This window comes from Paenibacillus sp. NPDC093718 (assembly GCF_050279985.1).
In the GTDB taxonomy this organism is placed as follows: domain Bacteria; phylum Bacillota; class Bacilli; order Paenibacillales; family Paenibacillaceae; genus Paenibacillus_AQ.
Genome location: NZ_JBNNUS010000012.1, coordinates 167789 through 184498, shown reverse-complemented (window position 1 = coordinate 184498; position 16710 = coordinate 167789). Strand labels below are relative to the sequence as shown.

Sequence of the window (16710 nt, the reverse complement as noted above, 5' to 3'; positions counted from 1 at the left end):
TCCTCCTACAAAACTCTATTTAATCTTCCGGTATATTTTCTCCACCCGGTCCAGCGTCTCATAAGCTTCACTATAATTCGTAAAGTGTATGGACTCTTTAGAACCCAGTACGAGAATACCAAAATGGCTTAGACTCTCGTGAAATAATCCGTGTACGTGATCCCTCAGCTGATCATTAAAATAAATCATCACATTCCGGCAAAAAATCACATTAAACTCGTTAAAGGAACGGTCTGTTGCCAAATTATGCTCGGCAAATATCATGTTTTTCTTCAAAAACGGTTGGAAAATAACCGAATTGTACTTCGCTGTATAATATTCGGAGAACGAACGGGTACCGCCCGCCTCCATATAGTTCTTGGTATATTGCTTCATGCGTTTGATGTCGAATACGCCTTCCTTGGCCTGCTGGAGCGAACGCGAATTCATGTCCGTCGCATAAATCCGGGACTTCTCATACAATCCCTCTTCATGAAGCAAAATGGCCATGGAATACACTTCTTCTCCGGTCGAGCAGCCTGCATGCCAAATCCGTATATAAGGATACGTACGAAGCAATGGAACTACAGACTGCCTGAATGTCAGGAATAGCTTCGGATCCCTGAACATTTCCGTAACCGGAATCGATAGATTATATATAAGCCGCTCAAAACAAGAACGGTCGTGAAGCACTTTATCCTGTAGGGCTGATATGGTGGACACGCCCTCGGCATGAACATGATGCCAGATTCTCCGCCTCAATGAGGGAATGGCGTAATTTCGAAAATCGTAACCATAGAATCGATGAATACCTTCCAAAAGAAGCTCAATCTCGATCTGTTCCAGCTCACGTTCGCTTTCCTCTGTTAACAACAGTTGTTCTGATTCCATATGGTCACTAGATGACATCACGCTTGCACCGCTTTCCCCGTGTTTATTTGCTACTTGTACTTTACCCACAAAAGCGGCTTACGAATACAACCAAACCCTCATAAGCGAAAGAAGTTGCTCCGTTTGTATCGGTTTCTTCATATAATCGGAAGCTCCCGCTTCAATACATTTCGCGCGATCTTCTTTCATGGCTTTGGCTGTCAGGGCAATAATCGGCAGTTTCTCAAATTCCGGCATTTCGCGCAAGCGTCGCATCGCCTCATAACCGTCCATCTCCGGCATCATCATATCCATTAACACCAGATCAAAATCCCGATGATCCTGAAGCACCTCGATCGCTTCCCTGCCGTTCTCCGCAAAGGTAACTTCCATATTGTATCCCTCCAGCACGCTGGAGAGAGCAAACACGTTGCGGATATCATCGTCCACCAGCAGAATCCTCTTGCCTTCAAACAGCTCTTCCTTGTTGTGCAGCTTCTGCAGAATTTTACGTTTATCCTCCGGCAAATCAGCCTCGACCCGATGGAGGAACAGCGTCGTTTCATCCAGAAGCCGCTCTGGCGATTTCACGTCTTTGATGATGATCGACTCCGCATATTTGCGAAGCTGCATCTCTTCCTTCGAATCAAGGTCCTTGCCTGTATAAATGATGATCGGCAGATCCACCAGGTTCTCGTCATCGCGGATCTGATCCAGCAGCTCAAAGCCTGTCATATCCGTTAGCATCAGATCAAGCACCATACAATCATAGCGCTGTTTGCGAAGCTCACTGAGCGCTTCGGCGCCTGTGGATGCCGCCGTAATCGATACATCGTCATGACCAATCAATTCAATAATGGAATTCCGCTGAATGTCGTCATCCTCAACAATCAGGAGATGCTTCATCGATTTTTCCGCATAGGATTCGATATGCGTAAACGCGTCCTCCAGCGCTTCTCTGGATGACGGCTTCTTCAAGTAAGCGATCGCCCCCATCATTAATCCCTGCTTCACTTCATCCACCACTGAAATGACATGCACTGGAATGTGGCGCGTAACCGCAGAGCTCTTCAGCTCGCCCATGACGGACCAGCCGTCAATAACCGGAAGCTGGATATCCAGGATGATGGCATCCGGTTTGTACGACTTGGCCATCTCCAGACCGATATCCCCCTGCAATGCAACCAATGCCTTGAACCCCCGCCCTCTGGCCATATCCAGAAGGATTCTGGCAAACTTCACGTCATCCTCAATGATAAGCAAGACTTTGTCTGTCGGTCCGAGCTGATTGCGATCGTCATCCACCTGTACGGATGGCTGAACCTCTTTTGTAATCATCTTCGCTTTCGGTACGATCAGATTACTCTCCGGTGGTGCCTCAATTGCTGCGGCTGCTTCCTGTGTACCTTCTACCAGATCCGGATGACTGGCTGGCAGGAAGAGTGTGAAGCAGCTTCCCTTGCCTTCTTCCGATTCAACCAGAATGCCCCCGCCCAGCAGACGGGAAAGCTCGCGGCTGATGGATAAACCAAGCCCGGTTCCCCCGTATTTTCGGCTGGTTGTGCCGTCTACCTGCTGGAAGGCTTCAAAGATCAGATCCGTTTTATCAGCCGGGATACCGATTCCGGTATCTCTGACAGCAAAGGCCACATAATCCGCTTCGGCATTCAGGTAAAGAGGAAGCTTCTCCTTGTCGGCCTTCTCTATATGCAGCTCGACAGAGCCGCTATTGGTAAACTTGAAGGCATTCGACAACAGATTACGAAGAATTTGCTTCACGCGATGGCTGTCCGTGACAATGCTCTGCGGAATATTCTCACCAATGTGCACACCCAGGTCAATATGCTTGCGTGATGCAACGGCGGCAAAATTCTGCTCCACAAAGGCTTCAATATCCGGAAGCTGAACGTCCTCATAATGAATCTCCATTTTCCCTGCATCCACTTTGGACAGATCTAGAATCTCATCAATCATTTTGAGCAGATCGGAGCCCGACATGTATATGGTCTGTGCATATTCAATCTGCTTATTGCTCAGATTTCCATCCTTATTCTCCGATAACAGCTGTGATAATATCAGCAGACTGTTAAGCGGGGTTCGCAATTCGTGGGACATATTGGCCATAAACTCCGACTTATATTTGGTTGTAATCGACAGCTGCTTCGCTTGCTGCTCAAGCTGCATTCTTGCCTTCTCGATTTCATCGTTCTTCTCTTCCACTTCCTGCACCTGTTCCTCAAGCGCACGCGTCTTGGCAACAAGCTCGGTATTGTAATGCTCCAACTCTTCCTGCTGGCGCTGCAGCAAGTCCTCAGAACGCTTGAGGGCATTGGTTTGCTCCTCCAGGTTTTCGTTGGTGCGGCGAAGCTCTTCTTGCTGGGTCTGCAGCTCTTCCGATTGAACCTGAAGTTCTTCGGTCATGGCCTGCGATTCGCGCAGCAGCTGCTCGACCCGCAAACGGCCTGTAATATTATTCAGAAGGATGCCAAGCGATTGACTTAGCTGAGACAATAGCTGCTCCTGCAGTGAGGTTGTTTCCTCAAAGGCTGCCAACTCAACAACACCCAACACTTCATTCTCAAACAGAATCGGATAGATCATGACGGATACCGGCTTCGATGATCCCCAAGCGGATTCCACCTTCATGTAATCCTCAGGCGCGCTTTTCAGTACGATCGGTTTCTTATCGAGCGCAACTTGACCTACAAGCCCTTCCCCGATCATGAAGGAAATCTTCGGCTCTTCGCCGCCTTCATGGGCGTAAGAACCTTTCATCTCCAACTTATTCGGATGTTTGTCTTCTTGACGGATATAGATAGCTCCATAATGAGCACCCAAAATCGGAGTAAATTCGCTGATAAACCGCTGACCGACTTCCTCAAGGGAATTGATCCCCTCCAGCAGCTCCGTGACTCTGGCCATATTCGAGTTGAGCCAGGACTGATCACGCTGCGCCTGGAGATAAGTTTCCTCGATACGCTGCTTCTCGATAATATCTTCAGACAGGTCTTTAAATACCCGAGCCACATCGCCAAACTCATCCTTGGACGTTACTTTAATACGACGGATCGCCTTCAATCTGCCTTCTCCAAAACTCTTTAACATCATGGAGACCACGTTGATGCCCCGGGTAATGCTTGGAAGAATCCATAGAATGACCAGCATTCCTAATAACAATCCGCCAGCCATGATATAGATAAACATTTGGACAGAGCGGTCATATGCCGCTTTCGCTGATGTTATATCATCATTGATCTTCTGGTTCTCATAGCTGCTAAGCTCGTTCAAACTCGTCAGCATCTCTTCCTGGACAGATTGTCCGGTCGAATTGCGAAGCAAATTAGCTTCCGTTGCGTTGCTCTTTGCCAGCAGCTCCAGTGTCTTATTTTGATACACGATATATTGATTCACCGCACGCTCAATCCGGACTAACAATTGCTGCTCTTCCGCGGCATTTGCACTTTCTTTGATCGCTTTAAAATACGTTTGAGCTCGTTCTGTCATCGTTTCCAGTTCCTGTTCGGACACAGCATACGTAGACTGGTCATTGCTCAAGATCATATTCGTAAGCTCTCGTGCCATATCGTTGACTTCTCCGCGCATTGCGCTGGAATTTCGTACCTTTTGATAGCGATCCTGATAGATCTGGTCCATCTGGTCGTTCATATAACTGATTCGGTCATAACCAATCAAGGTCAGAACCAGCATGAGCGCCAGCAAAGTCGTAAAACCAATGACTAACTTGCTCCTAAGCTTCATTGATTGGTTTCCTCTCCTTTTTTAAGAGATATCCAAACCAGGCATTTATCGTCCTCTCGCTCCTGCGATGGATCATCTACAAAATATTGCTCCTTCATTTCATCTTCTCTCCAATGATGAGGGCCGCCCAAATGCTCCTTCAGATAATCCAGCTTCTCGTCATGACCACCCTCTACCAGTTCGAGCAGGCCATCCGTATACATGACCAAATGTCCTTCGCCTTCATATTGAAAGCTTCTTGGCTCCATGTCTTCGATCCGGTCAAACAACCCCACCGGGCAGCAGCCTTGATCCAGAGTCATCACATCCCCGCTTTCCTGAAAGAAGAGAGCCGGGGGATGTCCTGCGTTGACGTAGTCCACCCGCTTCAAACGGGTGTCCACAACAAGATAGATCGCTGTAAAATAGTACTGTATCAGCTGTTCGCCGAGGTTTAACTGATTGAACCTCCGGTTCAATTCCTGAACCACCTTCTCCGGTTCGACATAAGTCGTCACCGTGTCCTTCAGAACCGAAGCGATGAACATACAAAATAGGGACGAAGTGATCCCGTGTCCCATCATATCCAGCAGAATCACGCCATAACGGCCATCACCAAGCGGGTACCATGCGTACAAATCTCCCGCAAGCTCCGCCGAGGGCTGGTACAGCGCATGAATCTCAAGCTGATCATCTTCGATTGGTGAGCTCAATACGGCATTCTGAACCATGGCCGCAAGCTTCAATTCGGCCTGGACCCGCTGTTCTCTCTCAATATGCCAGTCTTTCTCATGCTTCAACCGGAGCGCCAGGCGAATCCGCGCCATAAGCTCCACCTTGTTGATCGGCTTCGTCACATAATCGACGGCTCCGGCATCCAGCGCTTCCGCCAACTTCTTGGAATCCCCGACGGCAGTGACCATGATGATCGGTATATCTTTCAAATGCTCATATTGCTGTACAATACGGCAAGCTTCTATTCCATCCATCTCAGGCATCATCATGTCGAGCAGAATCAGATCGATATCCGCTCTTCGAGGATGCAGCTCTCGGCTGCGATCGCCAATCCCCAGATGTTCCAGCATTTCCAGGGCTGAAGATGCAGATAGAGTATTCTGATAGTTTTCCTTTTTTAAGATTTCTCGGATAATAATGACGTTAGTCGGATTGTCATCTACGATTAATATTCTCATTGCCCTCTCCCTTAACGTTACGGATTATACGATAGAAATCCTTTTCCTGCTATTATACTATAATAACCCTATGATCATTTGCCATAGAAAAAGGATCTGCATCTTGAATCTTCCACTTTATTAGCTTTATGGAACATTCTTTTAAAACATAGATAAGGAATGAGACGTCAAAAGTCTCATTCCTTATCTATGTTTTAAGTCCTATAACGCCTACCCTCGATGCTGTCATAAAGCTGAACTTTCATTGCTATATCATCAATCTTTTTTAGCGATAACTAGTACTTTGCCTAGATCCAGCTGCTTCTCATAGAATCCAGCCTCGGCCTCCGTGAAGCCAATCGATACAATTTTGGCGCGGAGTTCATCGCCGCGGGACCGGAACAAATTCGCAAAGGCGTCAAACACGCCTTCTTCCTTGATGCCTACGTTATTGGCATCGGATGCATCCACGATCCGGCTTGTCTTGTCCGAATCATGAGCCAATACATAAATCCGATCATGATCGTAACCGGACTGCCGCAGGTTCTGCACCTCCTGAACCGCTTGTGTACCATTCTCAACGACTTTGGCATATGACTTCGTGTTGGTAAATTCCATTGTGAAAACCTCCCCTAATAGTGTAAAACCTCGATTTAGGTTATAGTCCATTTGTTATTAACCTTATTTCTTAAGGTTGAAACAAATTCAGTCGCTATAATCGAAAAATAAATCAATACCTGCAATTTCGCCGGAGTCCCGGTCAATAAATACCTTAAGCGCTTGATGGTTCTCAAGGTACACATCCCCGTCCTCCGCTTTAAAATACGGCTTACCCAGAGATGCCCTAATTTGATCGGTTGTCATACCTATACGCTGGTCTTCAACCTGAAAGGATACGGCAGAGGGCTTCACATGAACATATTCCGTGTAGCCGTTGCGGACCCCAACCTCCATATCTTTGTAATCCAGCTTGGTAATTCCGGTCAGCTCTTCATGCTCAATTCGAGCCGGCGTTCCCAGCTTCCGAATAACATCGTGCTTGTTATCCGTTAGCGAAATCCCGTTTAACGTTCCATAGCTCTCCACAGAGTTGTCGCTGGTTTGTGCTTGTCCAACATCCGAAGCGGCATGAATTATAGGCGGTGGCGACATCCCGGCAGAAGGCTGCGGCTCTGCCACAGCACCCCCACCTCCGGAGTATATCAAGAGCCCTACCATCAACAGTGTGACATTCCACATGCGACCTCCTCCTTTCTTCAGCTGTTAGAGCTATACCCGGGTTTAGCTTTCTTACGTTTATCTGGCTTTTTGACGACGGAAGCTGTTCCACAGACCAACCGCTGTATCCACGTAGGCTAACCAGTTCCGACCGCGTGACTTTTCTTCTGCTTCCGTATTCTGATATACCGCATCATAGGACTGGAACGTACGATCCTGGGCCGTCAAAGGCACTTCCATACGGGCAGGCTGCTCTTTCTTCTGCTCCATCCGGGATTGCTTAAAGCGGCTAACCATGCCGGAGGATACCTGCTTCACCGCATAGGTGACCTCGCTTAAAGCTTCTCCCAGATTCTTGACGGTATCCAGTACCGGATCGATCTGTCTCATCTTATGCTGTACGTCCACCGTAATATCGTTTGTATTCCGGATGGTCTGCTTCACTTCATAAGTCAATTCGTCCACCGTCTTTTGAACATCCTGAAGGGTTTCTGTTACCTTTTCGAGCGATTGTGTCGCAGCCTTTAATGTCTTGATTAAAAAGAAAACCAGAACCGCAAATGCTACGGCAATAATGGCAACACTGATTTGGGTTAGCATACGTTGTCCCTCACTTTCAAGTATGTTGGTTTCGGATACGCAATAGTTACCCTATCCCCCAGTCCACGAAACAAAGAGATCCCTGCCAATAATGCCATTGTTCTGCAGCTTGTTTCATCCCCTGCCGCCCCGGTTAAAGAACACTACGAAGGGCGCTGCTGGCAACGACCGATGGCTCCCTACCGAGCTTCAAATTGGATAGGCGCCGTTCTTGGAGCATCATGAGACTACATGCCTTTGTCCAATCAAATCGATGAAGAAAGCAGGGTGAATAGGATGTTAAAATGGTCCGTAATTTTTCTAGTTGTAGCACTGATTGCAGGGATCTTTGGCTTCTTCGGCATCGTTGAGGCTGCAGCCGGTATCGCGAAGGTGCTGTTCTTCATCTTCGTTGTCCTGTTTGTGATCTCTCTCTTTACCGGACGCAGACGAAGTATGTGACGCTGTCGCATACTAAAGCCCATGCATAGAATATACACAAAGGAAATCAAAAAAAGGGTGTCCTCCGTTTGATAAACGGATTGGACACCCTTTTTTTGGGGCTGCGCTAAATCGGATCGGGTTATACATTCGTTGCTGCAGCCTCCTGATTTCCTGAGGTTCTCGGCTCCTCCGCCGGCTTTGTCTTCTTGATAAAGAAAGCCAGGATCAAAGAAGCGACGCTGATCCATGTGGCAATAACAAAGGCATAGTTAATGCCGTAAATGGTTGCTTCATTTCCCAGCTTAAGCAGGTCGGCCTGATTTTTGGGATCAAATAGTCCCGATTGCATCAGTGCTTCTCCTTTGCTCTCTGCCTGGGTGGACATGACGGTAACTAGAATTGCCGTTCCGATTGAGCCGGAAACCATGCGCAGTGTATTGGACATAGCCGTACCATGAGCGTTCAAGCTCCGCGGGAGCTGATTAAGTCCCGCCGTCTGGATCGGCATCATGAGCATCGACATCCCGAACATCCGGGCCGTATAGATGATCATCATGTGGCTGTAAGACATGGTTTCGGTCAAATTACTGAACTCCCACGTCGTAATGACCGTAATCGCCAGACCGATAACAGCCAGCCATCTTGCGCCAACCTTATCGAAGATCGCCCCCGTGATCGGTGACATGATCCCCATCAGAATAGCGCCGGGAAGCATAAGAAGGCCTGATTCCACTGGCGTGAATCCACGAATCTGCTGTAGATAAATAGGCAGCAAGATCATGCCGGCATACATCGCCATCGTGACAATGACATTAATAAGGGTGGTCAACGTAAACATATTGTATTTGAATATCCGGAATTCCAGCATCGGATTGTCGGTCCGCATCTCCCGCCATACAAACAGGATAAGGGCAATCGCTCCGACCACTAGGGTCGTAACAACCGGCGTGCTGGACCAGCCGTCATTCCCGGCATCACTGAAGCCGTAAAGCAACCCGCCAAAGCCGAGGGTGGACAAAATGATGGCGAGCATGTCCAGTTTCGGCCGGCTGACCTCGGTAACATTTTTCAGGAAGAAAACCCCGATTAGCGTAGCAATGATCGAGAAAGGCAGGATCATGTAGAACAGGACACGCCAATCATAGTGCTCCACAATATATCCGGAAAGCGTAGGTCCGATAGCAGGAGCAAATATCATGGCGATCCCCATCATCCCCATCGCCTTCCCGCGATTCTCAATTGGGAAAATATTCAGAAATACAACGGTCATAAGCGGCATCAAAATGCCTGCACCGGCAGCCTGAACGAGACGTCCGGTAAGCAGTAACGCGAAATTGGGGCTGACCGCGCACAGCAAGGTGCCAATCGTAAACAGCGTCATCGCACTGATGAACAGCTGCCTTGTCGAGAAACGCGCGATCAGATAAGCGGTAACGGGGATTAAGACCCCGTTCACCAGCATAAAGCCTGTGGTCAGCCACTGGGCTACGGTCGGTTTAATGTTCAAATTCTCCATGATGCTCGGCAGAGCAACATTCATCAATGTCTGGTTAAGAATGGCGACAAAAGCGCCAATCATAAGTGCAGCAATGATTGGGCCTTTCTTAACAAGCTCGCCGGGGCGAGCAACGGTATGGGTACTCATGTGCAGCCTTCACTCTCTTTCTAAGTAAAATCATACATATAGCATGTTTGTTCTATGTGGACATCTGACCTTGGATGAACTCAACATTCGTCAAAATTTTGCGGTACAGGACACTCAACTGCTTAACCTCTTCGTCCGTTAGAAAACCGTATAACAAATCACTCAACTCGGCACGTTTATTGGCCAACTGCTCGATCAGATCCCTCCCGAGCGGCGTAATCTCCAAATGAATGACCCTTCGGTCGGCTGTATCCCTTGTTCGGCGCGCGAATCCGCCCTCGATCAATTTATCGGATATGCCCGTAACCGCCCCGCATGTCACATGAATGGAATCGGCCAAGTCCGACAATCTCAATGCTCCCTGTTCATGAAGCATCTCCAAGGCGGTATACTGAGTTCTGCCTAGTTTAGGAAACCCTTCCTTCTGCCACTCATGATGCACAGTTCGAACCATCTTCTTAAATAGCATCTCCAACTCCAGAATTTCATTCCGCATGGACATGTATTTTTTACACTCCTTTAAAAGGTCCAGTACTCCTTCAATAGAGACCAACCTGGCTTCGCCTCTATATACTTTAGTACTAAAACATTTATTTCTAAACATTTACTGATTATAGTGGGGAATAATTTCAATGTCAATGTTTACATATATATTTTTTTCATAGTTTTTTTCTGAAAATAATGACTTTTCTCTTGAAAACACAAAAAAAGACCCAGACTTGGTTTCCTTGTCTGAGTCTTTAGCCGATTCCCTTGCTTTCACTTAAACAGCGACGGAATGGACATCCAATCCATCGTGAAGTTCAATTCCAACCCGTCGGACAGAAACTTCACATTTTTCACAGTTACCAGATCCGGTAAATGGTCCTTGAGCGATATTTGTATCGGCTCCAGCTGGAACATATTCAAAGGGATCTCAACTCCCCGGATCGTTGTCGATTCATGCGTCAGGTGAAGATAGCTTCCCTCGGCAGACATTTGAAAGCGCAGCACTGCACCAAAGGGAAGAATTCCCCATTGCCCATTCATATGTGCTGTCATTGTGGTGCCATTCATCACGAAATCAGCGCCTGTAATATCGACGCCCAGGTCATGGGTGCTCATATATTTTACCATGTTCTTCTTGCTGAGTTCCCCAACTTCTTCCGTGCTCAGCAGCATGCGGGTATCCCGATTTGACACCATGGTCATCAACTTGTCCTTGAAATCAACGGATCGGTAGCGCATATCCAGAGATTGCGTAGGATAAACAAACCAGACCAACGCACCGATAATCACAAGCAGAAGGACAAATATACCCAGCAGGAAACGTCCGGCTCTTTTTTTTCGACGTACCATCTAAAAGTCCCTCCTCCCATAGGATATCCCTGCGACAACAAGGCTTTTCCCATCTCCAAAGTATATAGGAATCCTTGAAACTTGTCACGATTTGAGAAATGTACCCAACTTTCTTGGTTCAAAACATCCAAATCGTGGTTATTACGATAATGTCAAATCATACTTCGGTCCCAAGGAGGAATTATTCCATGAAAAAAACACTAAGCATTACTGCAGCCCTAGCACTCACCCTGTCCCTGACCGCCGTCGCAAGCGCAGATCCGATTAACGGGACGGTATCCGACACTTCTGGGCCGGCTCCCATCTCGACGGAAGAGCCTATTATCAAACCGGAAGAAGTAGTACTGGTGCCTACACCTATGATCGAGATTACGGAAAGAACTTACTTCTATAACGCTCCAAACGGCGAAAAGCTTGGTGCCTTGGCTCCGCAAAAAATCGACACAACCGGTAATCGAACAGGTGTTGTGCTTGGCGGGGAATGGGTTGAAGTTTATACATGGCTCGGTAAAGCTTGGATTTATGTAAAGTAATCAGGTATGACTGCCGGACTTCATGATCCTTCATGTCTCCTTGCAGGTTAAATGGCAGGTCAAGATGAACTTGGCCTGCCATTTGTATTCGCACCCATCGGTTTTCCCTAAGACGATTCCTTAGGCTCCACGTGAATATGGACGCTCATAATATTGTGAATCCTCTCCATCTGTTCTTCAATACGGTCACTGATCTGATGCCCCTCCAGAACAGTGATATCCGGGTCCACCTCGATGACAACATCCACCAGCACATGATTGCCGTGAATTCGGGCCTTCATGTCCTTAATCCCCTCGACGCCGGGCGTACGGGCAATCGTACTACGCAAGTCCGACAAACGATTTTCATCAAAACCGTCCGTCAGACTATAGGTGCAATCCCTGAATATTTCCCAAGCCGTTTTGCAAATAATGACACCAACCGCTACCGCCGCTACGGTATCCAGCCAGGGCAGGCCGAATTGTGCGCCAATAATACCTACAGCTGCCCCCACACTGACGAGTGCATCCGATAAATTATCCTTGGCTGCGGCCATAAGTGCCTGGTTATCGATTCGCCGTGCGAGGTTCCGGTTGTACCGGTATACGCCAAGCATCGCAACGGCACAGACACCGGCTACGCCGGCAGACCATAAATTCGGGATTTCCTTGGAACCTTCAAAAAATGAACGAACGGCTTCAACCAGTACTTGGATACCAACGACCGCCATGATAAATGAGGCAACCAAAGCCGCTATCGTCTCCGCCCTTAAGTGTCCGTACGCATGATCGGAATCCGGCGGCTTCTGGGAAATTCGCAGTCCGATCAATACGGCGAGCGATGCCACGATATCCGTCAGGTTGTTAAAACCGTCGGCAAGCAAAGCACTGGATGCGAATAAGTATCCACAAAATATTTTAAACGAGGACAACACGAGGTAGGCGGCAATGCTGATCCAGGCCCCGCGTTCCCCTTGTTTGATGTTATCATAGGCATTCACTTTATAACGTCTCTCCTTTGCTTGTCTTTCGCAGCCGTCAAGCGATATCCATCATTATCCATATTTAATCCTAGCAAAGGTCATTCGTGTGGGTCTAGAGAAACATAATTACTTCGGTCAAAGAACCATGGACGTAGAAAATGGTATTAATCATTGTTACCCTTGCCGGGCGATTTAAAAACGAATAAAATGAGGACAAGCGAACACGAAGAGGAGGGTGATACTATGCCCGAGAATAATAACGAATCACGTAAAGTGAATTTAGCCGATGCGATCCGGCAAAAGCTGGAACAGAAAAAACAGCAGAATGCGTCCGCGAATAAGCCCGGACAATTCCAAGCCGGTTCAGCGCAAAAAATGAAAAGCCAAAACAACAAAAAACCAAACAACCAGCGTCGTCGTACCGGCGGTTCGTAGAAGAGCCAGTTACGTGCATAACGCAAAAAATGCTGCACCTCCCATACTTGGAAGGTGCAGCATTTTTTAAATGGGGCGGGCGAGATGAAAGCTCACGCCCTCATCCTTCGCCATATCCTATTTATTAAGCTTCAACCGGGTACATGCTATCGCGAAGTCCTTTGATCTCTTCACTCTCAAGATACTCGTCATAACTCATGCTGCGGTCGATAATGCCATTAGGCGTAATCTCGATAATTCGGTTGGCAATCGTCTGAATGAACTGATGGTCATGCGAGGTGAACAGAATCGTTCCGTCGAAATCGATCAGACCATTGTTGAGTGCCGTAATGGATTCGAGATCCAAGTGGTTCGTCGGCTCATCGAAGATCAGCACGTTCGCGCCGTTCAGCATCATTTTGGCCAGCATGCAGCGAACCTTCTCGCCTCCGGACAGTACGCTTGCTTTCTTCAGCGCTTCCTCGCCCGAGAACAGCATGCGGCCAAGGAATCCGCGTAAGAATGTCTCATCTTGATCCTTGGAATATTGGCGCAGCCATTCCACGAGGTTGATATCAACACCGTCAAAATAGGCAGAGTTGTCTTTTGGGAAATACGCCTGGGTTGTTGTTACCCCCCAGCTGTATTCACCGGCATCCGCCTCGGTTTCACCGGTTATGATCTGGAACAGCGTCGTTTTCGGCATCCCATTCGGACCAACAAACGCGATTTTGTCGCCTTTGTTTACAACAAAGCTGACATTATCCAGCACTTTTTCCCCATCCATCGACTTGGTGATGCCATCAATCGTAAGCAGCTGCTTGCCCGCTTCGCGTTCAGGCTTGAAATGAAGAAACGGATATTTACGGTTCGAAGGACGAAGATCCTCCAACGTAATTTTATCGAGCTGTTTCTTACGGGAAGTCGCCTGCTTCGATTTGGAAGCATTCGCCGAGAAGCGTTGGATAAATGCCTGCAATTCCTTGATCTTCTCTTCCTTCTTCTTGTTGGCATCCCGTTGAAGTTCAAGCGCCAGCTTGCTGGATTCATACCAGAAGTCGTAGTTGCCGACATACAGCTGAATTTTACCGAAGTCGATATCCGCAATATGCGTACACACCTTGTTCAGGAAGTGACGGTCATGAGATACCACGATAACGGTGCCTTCATAATCCATAAGGAAGTTCTCAAGCCACTGAATCGATTCCAGGTCCAAGTGGTTGGTAGGCTCATCCAGCAGCAGGTTATGCGGACGGCCGAACAAGGCTTGCGCCAAGAGAACGCGTACCTTCTCGTTACCGCTCAGCTCAGACATCTTCTTATCGTGCAGTTCACGTGGAATACCGAGACCGATCAGGAGCGCTGCCGCATCCGGCTCTGCATCCCACCCGTTCAGCTCTGCGAATTCGCCTTCCAGCTCACCCGCACGCATGCCGTCTTCTTCTGAGAAATCGGATTTCGCATACAGCGCATCCTTCTCTTTCATGATGTTGTACAGCCGGGCATGACCCATTATAACCGTCTCCAGGACGGGATACTGATCGTATTCATAGTGGTTCTGCTTCAGAACCGCCATCCGCTCATTCGGTGTCATATGAACCTCGCCTTGGTTCGGTTCAATCTCACCGGAGAGGATTTTAAGAAATGTAGACTTACCCGCCCCGTTGGCGCCGATGAGGCCGTAGCAGTTGCCCGGGGTGAATTTTATATTGACATCTTCAAATAGTGCTCGTTTGCCATAGCGGAGCGTTACGCCGCTTGTACTGATCATTAAGCATTACCATCCTTTATCACTATTGGTTTCAGCACATTATAGCATAAGTACGACGGTTATCGAAGCTTCTGGATGATATAAAACGGTTTTAAACAAATATCACCTCCTGCATGCGCCTTTTTCTCTAGTACACAAACGCCGACGATCAAGGCCTCTTTTTCTAGTTTAATAGAAAAAGAGGCTTTTCTATTAATGAAAGAAACCAGTCGGATCAGGTCCCCCTCTCATACGTTATATTATTCTGATATGAAAGGAGGGGCCATTATGGGCAACCAGCTTTGCAATCGCCTGGCTCGGATCATTGGGGGCACAGCAAGCGTTACCAATGGCGTGTGCGTCGTCTCCACGCTGCGGAGGCTAAACGTGAAAATTTTGGGCCGCCGCAGCCGTTCGCCTTTGACACTGCCTTTCGCGTTATCCTTTGAGTCCAAAGACTCCCGTGGCCGTACGTTGAATCTGGGGGAAACCGTTATCCTGGAAAAAGAAATCAATCCGTTCGCGGCGGAACTGCTGAAGCGCGGCATAAAAGTAACCGCCATTCATAACCATTGGCTTTTCCAGAGCAATCCATTCAAATATATCCACTGGGAATCGATTGACGATCCCGTGCAGTTCGCTGAGAAAAGCGCTGCTGCCGCAAGAGCGGTCGGCATTCTGCCAAAACGCTAAACGTTTAGAAGCAACTGAAAACGGGCCCGAAAGGTTATGAATAACCTTTCGGGCCTCTTTGGGCTGTCTATGGTGTATAGTGCATGGTGATCGGAATCGCTTGCACGTTTCGGTTATGATGTCACGCTTCTTCGCTCAGGCTGAACCTTGAAGGTCTCTCCGTACTTCAATACACGAATTCGCTCCTTGGCGATCCCCAGCCGCTCGCGTTCCGCTTCCATCCGGTCCAGCGCTTCTCTGGCCGTATCGTCTGCCAGCTTGAAGGTGCCGTAATGCATCGGAATCATCGTCTCGGCCTTCACATCCTGGAATGCCTGCAGCGCCTCTTCCGGATTGACGTGCTGCGACGTCATGAACCATTCCGGCTCATATGCCCCGATGGGCATCAGCGCAAGGTGAATGTTGAAGCGTTCTCCAATCAGCTTAAAGCCCTCGAAATAACCGCTGTCTCCGGCAAAATACAAATTCGGCGGAAGCAGGCGGGTGCCATCCTCCGCAACAGGATCGTTATTGCATGGCGATTCATCGGAAGAAGCAGATTCCACCTTCGCATCCTGCAGTACGGGCTCCATCACGAACCCTCCCCAGTGGGATGTATTCGTGTCAAACGGCGTACGCCGAGTCCAATGCTGTGTCGGCACGAAGGAGAATTTCACGCCCTTGATGGTTGTGGATTCCCACCATTGCAGTTCGATCACGCGGCGAAAGCCTTTGTTGATCATTTTGCGACGCAGACCAACGGGTACGATGATCGTGGTGTCCGCACGGTACAGCTTACGGATCGAGGCAACATGCATATGGTCATAATGGGAATGCGAGATCAGAATGACATCGATCGGGGGGATCTCATGAATGGGAAGCCCAGGTTCTCCAAGACGCTTATTAAATCCCATTCTCCGCGCCCATACGGGATCAGTCACGATGTTCAAGCCTTCATATTGGATGAAGAACGTAGCGTGCCCGATCCAGGTAACGGAGGTTTCGTGCCGGTTGCTATGCAAATACTGAAGATCCGGCGTCAGGTTCGGAATGCAGTAAGAATAATCCTTCTTCTTCTGACGACGTTCGTCGCGCCACTGCTTGAATTGTTTAAGTGTTTTATCCGTGCTGACGTTATCGATATTGTTATAGCGAATTTTTGGCATGCAGCCTCCTCCTTCCATTACCCTGTATTTTACCCCGTATTGACCTCTCCGCTCAACTTTGCGCTTGTTGTTCTTTTTACACCGAACGTTTCGTGGCGAAACAACCCGGATTTGCCTTAATCCAGAATCAATCCGATGGATCTTTATACTTGACGACGTAGATCGCCATAAAGGCTACGGCAGCCAGTACGGTAAGCAGCGGTGCTATGAAAATGGCGAAGTCCTCCACT

17 protein-coding genes are annotated in these 16710 nt (G+C 48.3%); 4 read left to right on the top strand and 13 right to left on the bottom strand.

Going from position 1 to position 16710, the window contains the following annotated elements; all coding sequences use genetic code 11:
• Positions 1-15: 15 nt before the first annotated feature.
• The 6 genes from ACQKPA_RS28560 to ACQKPA_RS28535 form a co-directional block, all read right to left on the bottom strand.
• Positions 16-888 carry a CheR family methyltransferase gene (locus tag ACQKPA_RS28560; RefSeq protein WP_076325426.1) on the bottom strand — a complete coding sequence of 291 codons (873 nt, stop codon included), beginning with the start codon at positions 886-888 and terminating at the stop codon, positions 16-18.
• Positions 889-948: 60 nt separating this feature from the next.
• Positions 949-4608 (bottom strand): response regulator, encoded by a 3660-nt coding sequence (locus ACQKPA_RS28555; protein WP_427495785.1) that lies wholly within the window; start codon positions 4606-4608, stop codon positions 949-951.
• Entirely contained in the window at positions 4605-5780 is a 1176-nt protein-coding gene (locus tag ACQKPA_RS28550) for a PP2C family protein-serine/threonine phosphatase (RefSeq protein WP_098748946.1), read from the bottom strand. Before ACQKPA_RS28550 ends, ACQKPA_RS28555 begins: the two co-directional genes overlap by 4 nt.
• A gap of 255 nt (positions 5781-6035) precedes the next feature.
• Positions 6036-6377: a general stress protein gene (locus ACQKPA_RS28545; protein ID WP_427495784.1), complete on the bottom strand. Its 342-nt coding sequence runs from the start codon at positions 6375-6377 to the stop codon at positions 6036-6038.
• Between the two features lie 87 nt (positions 6378-6464).
• Positions 6465-6998, bottom strand: a complete 534-nt coding sequence (locus ACQKPA_RS28540) for a hypothetical protein (RefSeq protein WP_427495783.1) — start codon at positions 6996-6998, stop codon at positions 6465-6467.
• A gap of 57 nt (positions 6999-7055) precedes the next feature.
• On the bottom strand, positions 7056-7577 hold the full coding sequence (locus ACQKPA_RS28535; RefSeq protein WP_127593945.1) for a DUF948 domain-containing protein: 522 nt from the start codon (positions 7575-7577) through the stop codon (positions 7056-7058).
• A gap of 276 nt (positions 7578-7853) precedes the next feature.
• On the opposite strand from ACQKPA_RS28535, the gene ACQKPA_RS28530 reads away from it, so the two are divergent.
• Positions 7854-8018, top strand: a complete 165-nt coding sequence (locus ACQKPA_RS28530) for a DUF1328 domain-containing protein (RefSeq protein WP_082341766.1) — start codon at positions 7854-7856, stop codon at positions 8016-8018.
• A 121-nt stretch (positions 8019-8139) separates the two neighbouring features.
• Here the strand turns inward: ACQKPA_RS28530 and ACQKPA_RS28525 are convergent, their stop codons facing one another.
• The 3 genes from ACQKPA_RS28525 to ACQKPA_RS28515 form a co-directional block, all read right to left on the bottom strand.
• Entirely contained in the window at positions 8140-9645 is a 1506-nt protein-coding gene (locus ACQKPA_RS28525) for a DHA2 family efflux MFS transporter permease subunit (protein WP_427495782.1), read from the bottom strand.
• 52 nt (positions 9646-9697) lie between these two features.
• A complete protein-coding gene (locus tag ACQKPA_RS28520) occupies positions 9698-10147 on the bottom strand; it encodes a MarR family transcriptional regulator (RefSeq protein ID WP_427495781.1) in 450 nt (149 codons plus the stop codon).
• A gap of 257 nt (positions 10148-10404) precedes the next feature.
• Complete coding sequence (locus ACQKPA_RS28515; protein WP_427495780.1) at positions 10405-10983, bottom strand: hypothetical protein; 579 nt, start codon at positions 10981-10983, stop codon at positions 10405-10407.
• A gap of 188 nt (positions 10984-11171) precedes the next feature.
• Here ACQKPA_RS28515 and ACQKPA_RS28510 point away from each other — a divergent pair, with 188 nt between their 5' ends.
• Positions 11172-11516: a hypothetical protein gene (locus ACQKPA_RS28510; protein ID WP_427495779.1), complete on the top strand. Its 345-nt coding sequence runs from the start codon at positions 11172-11174 to the stop codon at positions 11514-11516.
• 107 nt (positions 11517-11623) lie between these two features.
• Here the strand turns inward: ACQKPA_RS28510 and ACQKPA_RS28505 are convergent, their stop codons facing one another.
• Positions 11624-12496 carry a cation diffusion facilitator family transporter gene (locus ACQKPA_RS28505; protein WP_427495778.1) on the bottom strand — a complete coding sequence of 291 codons (873 nt, stop codon included), beginning with the start codon at positions 12494-12496 and terminating at the stop codon, positions 11624-11626.
• A 225-nt stretch (positions 12497-12721) separates the two neighbouring features.
• On the opposite strand from ACQKPA_RS28505, the gene ACQKPA_RS28500 reads away from it, so the two are divergent.
• The gene (locus ACQKPA_RS28500; protein ID WP_427495777.1) at positions 12722-12913 is read left to right on the top strand and encodes a hypothetical protein; all 192 of its coding nucleotides are present in this window, start codon (positions 12722-12724) and stop codon (positions 12911-12913) included.
• 124 nt (positions 12914-13037) lie between these two features.
• Here the strand turns inward: ACQKPA_RS28500 and ACQKPA_RS28495 are convergent, their stop codons facing one another.
• Complete coding sequence (locus tag ACQKPA_RS28495) at positions 13038-14663, bottom strand: ABC-F family ATP-binding cassette domain-containing protein (protein WP_194544600.1); 1626 nt, start codon at positions 14661-14663, stop codon at positions 13038-13040.
• A gap of 267 nt (positions 14664-14930) precedes the next feature.
• Between ACQKPA_RS28495 and ACQKPA_RS28490 the strand changes: the two genes are divergently transcribed.
• On the top strand, positions 14931-15335 hold the full coding sequence (locus tag ACQKPA_RS28490) for a DUF1259 domain-containing protein (protein ID WP_071219624.1): 405 nt from the start codon (positions 14931-14933) through the stop codon (positions 15333-15335).
• Between the two features lie 113 nt (positions 15336-15448).
• Here ACQKPA_RS28490 and ACQKPA_RS28485 read toward each other — a convergent pair whose 3' ends face one another.
• Together ACQKPA_RS28485 and cydS are read right to left on the bottom strand one after the other, a co-directional pair.
• The gene (locus ACQKPA_RS28485; RefSeq protein WP_427495776.1) at positions 15449-16480 is read right to left on the bottom strand and encodes an MBL fold metallo-hydrolase; all 1032 of its coding nucleotides are present in this window, start codon (positions 16478-16480) and stop codon (positions 15449-15451) included.
• A gap of 127 nt (positions 16481-16607) precedes the next feature.
• Complete coding sequence (cydS, locus tag ACQKPA_RS28480) at positions 16608-16709, bottom strand: cytochrome bd oxidase small subunit CydS (protein ID WP_422759654.1); 102 nt, start codon at positions 16707-16709, stop codon at positions 16608-16610.
• Position 16710: the final 1 nt, after the last annotated feature.